Genomic DNA, 283 nt, shown 5'->3' on the forward strand with positions numbered 1-283 from the left:
CGACTACACTAAAAGTCACGACTATACTAAATATATAAAATTCAAATATATAAAACCAAATAACAAGGGCAGCAATTATGTCAGACATTACTACTATCAACCCAACCACGGGCGAAGAGATCAAAAATTACGATTACATGAGCACGGATGAGGTCAATAAAATTGTTAATGCCTCACACAATGCGTTTTTAGAATGGCGCAAGGTGAGTCACGAAGAGCGTGGTCGTGCCATCAAATCTATCGGTGATAAGCTGATGGAATATAAAGAAGAGCTGTCTAAGCT

At 38.2% G+C, this 283-nt stretch carries 1 protein-coding gene; it reads left to right on the forward strand.

Annotated features, from left to right (window positions below; all coding sequences use genetic code 11):
* Nucleotides 1-77 precede the first annotated feature (77 nt).
* Nucleotides 78-283 (forward strand): aldehyde dehydrogenase family protein (locus tag AAEY79_RS14555; protein WP_352289012.1); only part of this gene is annotated, 206 nt, incomplete at its 3' end.

The sequence above is a fragment of the Psychrobacter sp. GW64-MNA-CIBAN-0177 genome, from assembly GCF_040309585.1.
In the GTDB taxonomy this organism is placed as follows: domain Bacteria; phylum Pseudomonadota; class Gammaproteobacteria; order Pseudomonadales; family Moraxellaceae; genus Psychrobacter; species Psychrobacter okhotskensis.